Source organism: Flavobacterium geliluteum (assembly GCF_017948595.1).
Classification (GTDB): domain Bacteria; phylum Bacteroidota; class Bacteroidia; order Flavobacteriales; family Flavobacteriaceae; genus Flavobacterium; species Flavobacterium flavipigmentatum.
The window spans coordinates 1-5,534 of sequence record NZ_JAGFBV010000054.1 but is presented as its reverse complement, the minus strand read 5'-3'; the positions used below and the strand labels follow the sequence as shown (position 1 = coordinate 5,534).

General features: G+C 27.6%; 8 protein-coding genes and 1 pseudogene. All 9 read left to right on the top strand.

What is annotated here, in order from left to right:
- Positions 1-122 (top strand): annotated as a pseudogene (locus J3495_RS19275) (IS1595 family transposase); the annotation flags it as partial.
- Positions 123-422: 300 nt separating this feature from the next.
- Positions 423-977 carry a DUF4738 domain-containing protein gene (locus J3495_RS18780; RefSeq protein ID WP_210668494.1) on the top strand — a complete coding sequence of 185 codons (555 nt, stop codon included), beginning with the start codon at positions 423-425 and terminating at the stop codon, positions 975-977.
- Between the two features lie 174 nt (positions 978-1,151).
- The gene (locus tag J3495_RS18775) at positions 1,152-1,715 is read left to right on the top strand and encodes a hypothetical protein (RefSeq protein ID WP_210668492.1); all 564 of its coding nucleotides are present in this window, start codon (positions 1,152-1,154) and stop codon (positions 1,713-1,715) included.
- Positions 1,716-1,814: 99 nt separating this feature from the next.
- The gene (locus J3495_RS18770) at positions 1,815-2,195 is read left to right on the top strand and encodes a Crp/Fnr family transcriptional regulator (RefSeq protein WP_236025514.1); all 381 of its coding nucleotides are present in this window, start codon (positions 1,815-1,817) and stop codon (positions 2,193-2,195) included.
- A 254-nt stretch (positions 2,196-2,449) separates the two neighbouring features.
- Positions 2,450-2,803, top strand: a complete 354-nt coding sequence (locus tag J3495_RS18765) for a nuclear transport factor 2 family protein (RefSeq protein WP_210668490.1) — start codon at positions 2,450-2,452, stop codon at positions 2,801-2,803.
- A gap of 208 nt (positions 2,804-3,011) precedes the next feature.
- Positions 3,012-3,539, top strand: coding sequence for a hypothetical protein (locus J3495_RS18760; protein ID WP_210668488.1), 528 nt, complete (start codon positions 3,012-3,014; stop codon positions 3,537-3,539).
- 26 nt (positions 3,540-3,565) lie between these two features.
- Entirely contained in the window at positions 3,566-4,534 is a 969-nt protein-coding gene (locus J3495_RS18755) for a WD40 repeat domain-containing protein (RefSeq protein ID WP_210668486.1), read from the top strand.
- Positions 4,535-4,690: 156 nt separating this feature from the next.
- On the top strand, positions 4,691-4,948 hold the full coding sequence (locus J3495_RS18750) for a hypothetical protein (protein ID WP_210668485.1): 258 nt from the start codon (positions 4,691-4,693) through the stop codon (positions 4,946-4,948).
- Positions 4,949-5,010: 62 nt separating this feature from the next.
- Positions 5,011-5,427 carry a hypothetical protein gene (locus J3495_RS18745; RefSeq protein ID WP_210668482.1) on the top strand — a complete coding sequence of 139 codons (417 nt, stop codon included), beginning with the start codon at positions 5,011-5,013 and terminating at the stop codon, positions 5,425-5,427.
- The last annotated feature ends 107 nt before the right edge of the window (positions 5,428-5,534 follow it).

Genomic DNA, 5,534 nt, shown 5'->3' with positions numbered 1-5,534 from the left:
AATTTACCTTTAGAATTAATAGATCAATTTTCAAAGAAACTATTTTTCACAAAACAATTCAACGAATGATTACGGCATTGCCAATTTATCAGTATCAAATAATACAGAGGCTAAGTATATAACTCAAAAAGTTTATATGGTGGATTAGATAAAAATTCAACGAAATTTGTTGTGTATGGTGCGGATTTGTATGGCTATAAATTTAATATTTTGGATGTTAAAAATGGTATTTTAGAGTATATCTTAAATAGATTATCATATCATAAAATAGCAAAGCAAAAAAGCAACGAAAAGCAGAAAATTAAAAACCCCTTTTTGAAAAAATTAGTATCGGAATTATATACAGAAATATATCGATATCAATAAAAGCACATCTGCCAACAGCTACTACAACAGATTTGGTCAATTTTAAAGAAACCTAGATGAAAAAACTGAATTTATTTATATTAATACTCGCAATATTTTTTATTGCCTGCAATTCGAAAAGCAAAAAGAATTCGGAAGTTTCTACACAAATAAAATCTTCACAAGAAATTATCAAAAAAGATTCTGATAAACTTTATCCAATACAAAAAGAAATAGTAAAATTTGACACCTTAATACAAAGCAGAAATATTCGAATTTCTATTGTTCGAAAAGATTTAGATAGTTATGTTTTACACGAATCTTGGGCCGAAGATGGAAAACATATCGATAAATATAGAAATGCTGAAATTGAGTTGACAATAAAACAAAATGAAAATATTTTATTAGACACAATATTCAGGAAAGAACAATTTGTTAAATCAGTTGGAAATAAATTTTTAGATATAGTAATTTTTCACAATTATTGGTTTGAAAAGATAGATGAAAATAAGATTGAGTTTTTAGGAGTAATTACAGAACCTGAAACAGACAATACCGTAGATTTAAATCATACCTTTTATTTTAAAACTAAAAGATTAGAATATTCTGAATCAGTGAACAGCGAAGAATAAAAAACTGCCCATAACATGCTACAAGCAATTTAGGCAATTGGCTTAATGGGAAGTTTGTTTTACATTTGGAAGATTTGGCAAATCCGAAAATAGGGATTAATTTAGTCCCAACCTGTTTGTATGCAAGAACGTTAGCAACTATTTTGAAGTATGAAACCATAAAAAAATACAGAGATGGAAAAACATCAAATAATATTATTAGTTTTAATTTTAACTATTGTATCCTGTGAAAAAAAAGTTCAAACTAAAGGCGTTTCAAAATCACAAACAACAACTACTAAAATAACTTATAAAATCCCAGAAGACGTGGGAAAAGCTGTATTTGTATTGATTAACAAGTTTAATAAAATTACAAAAGAGGAATATAAAAATAATATTGTCTCCTATTCTGATTTAAAAGAATTAGCAGATGATAAGAAAGCTCCGATTGGAGAATACATACGAAATGATTTCAAATCTATAACAGCTGAAAGTTATGAAAGAGTTATTTCACAGGACTTTGAAGGAATAAAATCTGCTGGAAAAAATTTTAATATTGATTGGCAAAATATAAAATTTATAAATTTCGTAAATGATATTCAACAAAGTGATGAGGGAAAAATGCTACTTGGAGAAACGTATTTTAAAAATGTAGATAATAAAATTTACTTTGTAAAATGCGCCGCAATTTTTAATGGAAAAGACTACCAGATAATTAAAATTGCCGAAGTTGAATTGAAAAGAAACAAAAGGTTTTAAAGTAAAAAACATTTGGCTAAAAGCCGTTAGCGGTCATTGTCCCGAAAACCGAAAAAGAAACGAACAATAAAACTCACAAACTTTTTTATATAGATAATAATGTCCGAAATACTGCGAAAACAATTTGAAACTATTGTTAATCTTAATGATGGTGAATTTGAAATAATTAAATCACATTTTACTGAAAAAACATTTGCGAAAAATGAATATGTGTTTGTAGAAGAAGATTATGTTGAAAATTGTTATTTTGTGGTAAGTGGAATTTTAAAATTGGTATTTGTAAATGATTTAGGCAAAGAATTTATTTTTTCTATTGTTACTGAAAATCGTTGGGAAAGTGATTTTATAGCATATTTTACCAAATCAAAAGCAACAATGTATTTAAAATGTGTCGAAAATACACATCTTTTTTGCCTTTCGTTGACAAACTATAATAAGCTATGTAACCAATTCCCAAAAATGCAAAGTTTTTTTCACTAAAAATCAATTTTAGGATTTATAACAACCCAACAACGCTTATTGTCTTTTCTCACAACAAACATTCAAGAACGATATGAAATGATTTTGAAAAACCAACCTGACTTATATAATAAAATTTCTAAAACATTACTTGCATCTTATCTTGGAGTATCACGAGAAACATTAAGTAGATTATATTCAAAAAAAGTGATGTAAATCACAGAATATAGTTTGATTACATTTTAGTTTTGCTAAATAATATTAAAAAAAATAAAATGGAAAATAAAATTCACAACTTAATTAAAAAAGCATATTTAGCTTTTAATTCAAGAGACATTTCAACTGCATTATCAACATTTCACGAAAATGTAGAGTGGCCAAAAGCTTTTGAAGGAGGTTATGTAAATGGTCATAACGAAATAAGAGAATATTGGACGAGACAATGGACTGAAATTAATGGAATTGTTGAGCCAATAAGTATTATCGAAATATCTAAACAAAAATATGAAGTTAAAGTTCATCAATTAGTGAAAGATTTACAAGGAAAAATTTTATTTGACGGAATAATTAAACATATTTTTACGATTAAAGATGATTTACTTTCAAGAATGGACATTGAACTTGAATAAATAATAATTAACTTTAACCTAAAGAGAAAAAACAACAACCCCTAACAGCTTGGCAAAATTGCGAATTTTGTGGTAAGTTCACGTTTGCGTTTCGCAAGAATTTTTATCTTTAAACGAAAATAAGAAGTTCCGAAGTTCGCAACTGCGTGAAGCGGCGGAACTTTAGTCGCTATTTTAGCCTAGCAGAACTGAAGAACAAATCTCAACAATGAATAAACTATTTTTAATATTTATTTCATCATTAATTCTAAATTCTTGTAAACAGAAAGCGGAATTGGAAAAATATGACAAAAACGGAAATCTTATTGTTTATAACGAACAAGTTTATTCAAAAATGTGGTTGAAAAATAAAAACCTAAAAGTTACTGTTATTGATACATTTTGTATAGAGCAAAAAGCAAAAGCAAAAAAAGACATCAAAAATGGAAAATTAATTTATTTTGGTTTCCATCCAAGAGAGTTTAAAAAAATGTCTAAAATTTTAAATCAATTTGGAATTGAAATAAAGGAACATTTAGGAAGTTGCATAAGAATGGGAGGATTTGAACCTTATTGCTATAAAGAAGAAATGTATAAAGAAATAAACAGAAGATATGGAGAAAATTTTATTGATTCCATTTTTAAAGTTGCTCAAAAAGAGTTTATAATAAAAAATCCAAACATTGAATATATGGAAGATGGAATAGATTTAAGAAAAAAATACTTGAAGAAAAAAACAGCCATTAACATCCGTTAGTAGCAGCCCAAAAAAAAACGAACACAATGACAAGACAAATTAAAATATTAACATTTCTAAATTTTCTGATTTTAGTTTTTTACAATCAGACATTTGCTCAACATACTACAACAAAGGAAATACTTTGGACAACTGATTGGAGTCATAACGGAAAGTACATAGCAATTGGAGGCAATGTAGATACTTTAAATATCTACACAGAAGGAAATCTAAAACTATACAAGTCATTTCCAGTAAAGAACACAATTACTCGTATAAAATGGCATCCTTTAATGAATGTTGTTGCTGTGACAACACAAATGTCAGACGAAAAATCATTTATTTTCAATTTGGAAACGAATGAAAAAATTGAACTAAACGGAATTTCATCAGAAGGAGCAAGAGGAGTTGATTGGAATTACACAGGTGAATACTTAGCCATTGGTGATAATAATGGTCAAGTATTACTATTTAATACAAAAGGTGAATTGATAAGAAAGTTTTTTAATGAAATTAATTATACCAAAGGCATAACAGCTATTGCTTGGCATCCCAAAAAAAATATTCTTACAACAGTTACTGATAAAATACGTTTTATTGACCTTGATGGAAATTTAATAAAATCAATCCAACATAGACCCGAAAATGTAATGTTACTGAGCATTGCTTGGCACAAATCAGGTGATTTCTTTGTTACAGGAGATTATGGAGACGAAAAAGACAAATCATTACTTCAATATTGGAACGAACAAGGCGAACTTATAAAATCAATTGACATTAGCAAAGGTGAATATAGGAATTTGGCTTGGAATCCAAAAGGAGATAGACTTGCATCTGCAAGTGACGCATTGAGAATTTGGGACACAAAAGGAAACCTTATTTCAACAGGTAATTCGAAAGACTATTTATGGGGTGTTTCGTGGAATGAAAAAGGAAACAGAATTATTACGTCAAGTATGGAACAAAAAATAATTCTTTGGAATAAAAAAGCGAAAAGAATAATAACCATAGAATAAAGGGTAGCCACTAACACCGTTTGGCAAAATGGCGGGTTCAGTATATATGGTTTCTGATTCTTCGAATTTATCTAAGCAGCATAAAAAGAGATTGGAAATAGAAATTCAAGAAGAATATAGTGTGACAGAGTAATCGAAACACACCATATTTAATTCGTGAAAAATCAAATTTATAAACTTAAAGATTTATCAAAATTTCCAAATCGTGATACAATCTGGAAAACAAAATATAAATTCATTTTTTCAGGAGTATTTTCAGTTTCGAGAATACAATTTGATAAAGAAAAGAAATATGGTGTTTTATCTGCCGGTTTTGTTTGCGATCGTCATTGTGGTCAAGGATTTAGAATTTTCATTAAGAAAGTTAACGATAAATGGATAATCGATGAAGTTGAAGAAACTTGGGTTTCATAATAAATACAGCTGCTAACCACTACTAAAACTTTTGCAGAAAGATTAGAAAAACAGAAAACCGAATGAAATTTAACATCGAAATTATTCTTATTATTTTACTATTCTTTGGCTTTTATAGATTCATTTTAAAAGGTAATCTAAATTTTATTATAACTGAAGGCATAAAGTTAAAACATATAACAAGGTTTAAAGGAAAATATGTTTGTACTGGAGGTTATAAAATAAGAAATGATTACGTTATTTCAAGGTTTGAAATCGAATCAAAATATTCATTAGTAGTAATTAAGTTCAAAAATATTTCTAAAGATTATAAGCTAAATTATCACTCAAATTCTGGCTGTTCTACTCCAGGCTATTTTTATGTTTTTAATGCTTCAGAAGTATATGAAATGTGTTTATCTCCATCCGTTTTTAAAAATGATTGTAATATCAATGTCATTGATATTATATCTGATTATGAAATTAATTTAGGTAATTAATTCAAGTTGCTAGTTTCTATAGTATAAAAAACAAAGCAGAGGTTTAGTAAATTTGTTTTGCGAACCAATAAACCTCACCAATGCTTTGTAAAGACAAAATTATATCA

Coding starts and splice junctions, on each gene's coding strand:
- J3495_RS18780 (WP_210668494.1), top strand. CDS start 423: ATGAAAAAACTGAATTTATTTATATTAATACTCGCAATATTTTTTATT.
- J3495_RS18775 (WP_210668492.1), top strand. CDS start 1,152: ATGGAAAAACATCAAATAATATTATTAGTTTTAATTTTAACTATTGTA.
- J3495_RS18770 (WP_236025514.1), top strand. CDS start 1,815: ATGTCCGAAATACTGCGAAAACAATTTGAAACTATTGTTAATCTTAAT.
- J3495_RS18765 (WP_210668490.1), top strand. CDS start 2,450: ATGGAAAATAAAATTCACAACTTAATTAAAAAAGCATATTTAGCTTTT.
- J3495_RS18760 (WP_210668488.1), top strand. CDS start 3,012: ATGAATAAACTATTTTTAATATTTATTTCATCATTAATTCTAAATTCT.
- J3495_RS18755 (WP_210668486.1), top strand. CDS start 3,566: ATGACAAGACAAATTAAAATATTAACATTTCTAAATTTTCTGATTTTA.
- J3495_RS18745 (WP_210668482.1), top strand. CDS start 5,011: ATGAAATTTAACATCGAAATTATTCTTATTATTTTACTATTCTTTGGC.